General features: G+C 66.8%; 4 protein-coding genes. 1 reads left to right on the forward strand and 3 read right to left on the reverse strand.

Features of this window, described 5'->3' with window-relative positions; genetic code table 11:
• Nucleotides 1–176: 176 nt before the first annotated feature.
• Entirely contained in the window at nt 177–545 is a 369-nt protein-coding gene (locus JYJ84_RS34250; protein ID WP_175222885.1) for a DUF2946 domain-containing protein, read from the reverse strand.
• A gap of 154 nt (nt 546–699) precedes the next feature.
• Nucleotides 700–1236, reverse strand: coding sequence for a cytochrome b (locus tag JYJ84_RS34255; protein ID WP_089453395.1), 537 nt, complete (start codon nt 1234–1236; stop codon nt 700–702).
• Between the two features lie 225 nt (nt 1237–1461).
• Here JYJ84_RS34255 and JYJ84_RS34260 point away from each other — a divergent pair, with 225 nt between their 5' ends.
• Nucleotides 1462–2100 carry a Pr6Pr family membrane protein gene (locus tag JYJ84_RS34260; RefSeq protein WP_122949737.1) on the forward strand — a complete coding sequence of 213 codons (639 nt, stop codon included), beginning with the start codon at nt 1462–1464 and terminating at the stop codon, nt 2098–2100.
• Between the two features lie 48 nt (nt 2101–2148).
• Here JYJ84_RS34260 and JYJ84_RS34265 read toward each other — a convergent pair.
• Nucleotides 2149–2416 (reverse strand): murein hydrolase activator EnvC (locus JYJ84_RS34265; protein ID WP_205190101.1); only part of this gene is annotated, 268 nt, incomplete at its 5' end.

A 2416-nucleotide genomic window follows, 5' to 3' on the forward strand; every position in this document is an offset into this window, starting at 1 on the left:
GCCAGCGCGGGAACGGTGAGTTTCAGCACGCGCGGGATGCGCCGCGCACCGGCATTGCGTGACGCCCGTGGCGCACGCAACTGGAAAATGGTCATGATCGAAAGCCCGAGTAACGCCCTCCACGCGGCCGCGACGGGCCGCACGGATATCGGCGGTGAAAGAACGGAAACAGCGCGTCAGGCGCGCTCGGGCGGTGCGCGCGGATACGCGCGCGGATAGCGGTCGGCGCGCGCCGCGATGGCAGGCGGCGCGACGGCGGAAACGGAAACGGCGGGAACGGAAGCGAATGCCGCGGCGGCAGGCCCGCCGATCGCGGGGCTGTGCGCGAAGAAGCCGCAGTAGCCGCATGCATCGAGATGCAGCGCATGATCGTGCATGCGGCCCGCATCGGATGACGGATGCGCGCCATGCTCTGCACTGCAGACGATCGCGTCGGGCGTGGCCGCCTGCGCTACGCGCCACTGCGACACCAGCGGCGCCGCGATCGCGAACCAGATCGCGAGCACGCCAAGCCAGGCGGTCAGGTGACGATGTCGGGGCAGCATGCTCGGCAACGAGTAAGCGGAATGTAAAAACAGCCGAGATGTTACAGAATGTTTAACGCGATGACCAGCGCGGATGACGGTAAACGAACCGGGGGCGCATGGTTGTCAACGCAACCATGCGCCCCCGCCTGCCGCGTGCTTCGGCACGTGCCGTTCAGGGCGCCATGCGCCGCAGCACGTCGTCGCGCCGGATGAAATGATGATAGAGCGCGGCCAGCGCGTGCAGGCCGATCACGAAGTAGAACGCGTTGCCGATCAGCTCGTGCGCTTCCTTGATCGTCGGCCGCAGCGCCTTGTCGGGGCCGAACAGCGTGAACGACAGGCCGAGCCAGTCGAGCGACACCGGCTTGCCGCCCAGGTTGATCATCATGATGCCGAGCAGCGGCTGCGCGATGATGAATACGTAGAGCGCGACATGGGCCAGCTTCGAGAGCCAGCGCAGCAGCGCCGCCTGCGGAATCGCCTCCGGCACGCGGCTGACGGCTCGCCACAGCACGCGCAGCACCGACAGCACGAGCACGAGCGTGCCCGCGGTGAGATGCACGTTCATCCAGAACACCCGGCTGTCGCTGCCTTTCGGCCCGCGGATCTCGATGGCCAGGTAGGCCAGCGCCACCAGCAGGAAGACGGCCCAGTGGAAGAAGATCGCGGGCGAGCTGTAGCGCGTCTGTTTCGCGAGGATGTTTCTCATGCTTCGTCTCGTGTTGTATGCGGGGATGGGCGCATGCGGCAACCGACCTGCGCCCGGTAAAACTGCCCCGATTGTAGCCGCACGTGCGCCCGGATTTGCACGACGCGGCGCAAATATCCGACGAATCGCCCACGCGCGTCACGGCAGCGTCATATGGAAAATCCGCATCGCGCGCCAGAACGGCTGTGGCACGATGGAGCTTTGGTGCGACGGCGCGCGGGCATCATGAGCAAGGCGTTCTTCGTTGCGGCCTATCGGCTGACCGCCGCGTTGCTCGCGGTATCCACCACGCTGCACAGTGTCGCCGACTACTGGCACCTGCCGGGCTTTCATCTCGGCAACTACCTCAGCTACTTCACGCAACTGAGCAGCCTCTACGCGGCCGTGATGCTCGCCGCCGGGCTCTGGCGCATCGCGCGCCCCGGCTCGGCCCGCTACGAATCGATGCGCGGCGCCGCAGTGCTGTACGTCCTGATCACCGCGATCGTCTACGAACTCCTGCTCGCTCGGCTCGATGCGCTGCGCCACGTCACGCCGGCGTTCAACAACTGGGTGCTGCACCGGATCGTGCCGCTCGTCATGCTGTGCGACTGGCTGTACGTGGAGCCGCGCTTGCCGATCCGGTGGCGCAGCGCGTTCGCGTGGCTCGGCTTTCCGGTCATCTATCTCGGCTATACGCTCGTGCGCGGCGCGCTGGAGAACTGGTATCCCTATCCGTTCGTCGATCCGCGGCCGCACGGCTACCTGCCGGTCGCGATCCAGTGTTCGCTGATTGCGATCGGCGCGGTGGCGCTCGCACTGGGCATTCGCTGGCTCGGCAATCACGCGAGACCGTCCGGCGCGGTGACGTTCAGGAAAGGATGAAGGCGGGAACGTGTGCGCCGCCCGGCGCACACGGAGTGAAGCGCGTCGTCAGCCGCCGTTGCGCGGCAGGAAGTTCATCGGATCGACGACCTTGCCGTTCTGGCGGACTTCGAACTCGAACGTCGAACGGCCGCTTGCGTCGGTGCCCATTTCGGCGACCGGCTGGCCCTGGCGCACCGCGTCGCCTTCATTGACGAGCAGTTTGCCGTTGTGTCCGTAGGCCGTGATGAGCCCGCTCTCATGCTTCAGGATCACGAGCGGGCCGTAAGCCTTGACGCCGGACCCGGCGTAAACCACGCGCCCGGCGGCCGCGGCC

Origin of the sequence: Burkholderia sp. LMG 13014 (assembly GCF_905232215.1) — a bacterium.
Classification (GTDB): domain Bacteria; phylum Pseudomonadota; class Gammaproteobacteria; order Burkholderiales; family Burkholderiaceae; genus Burkholderia.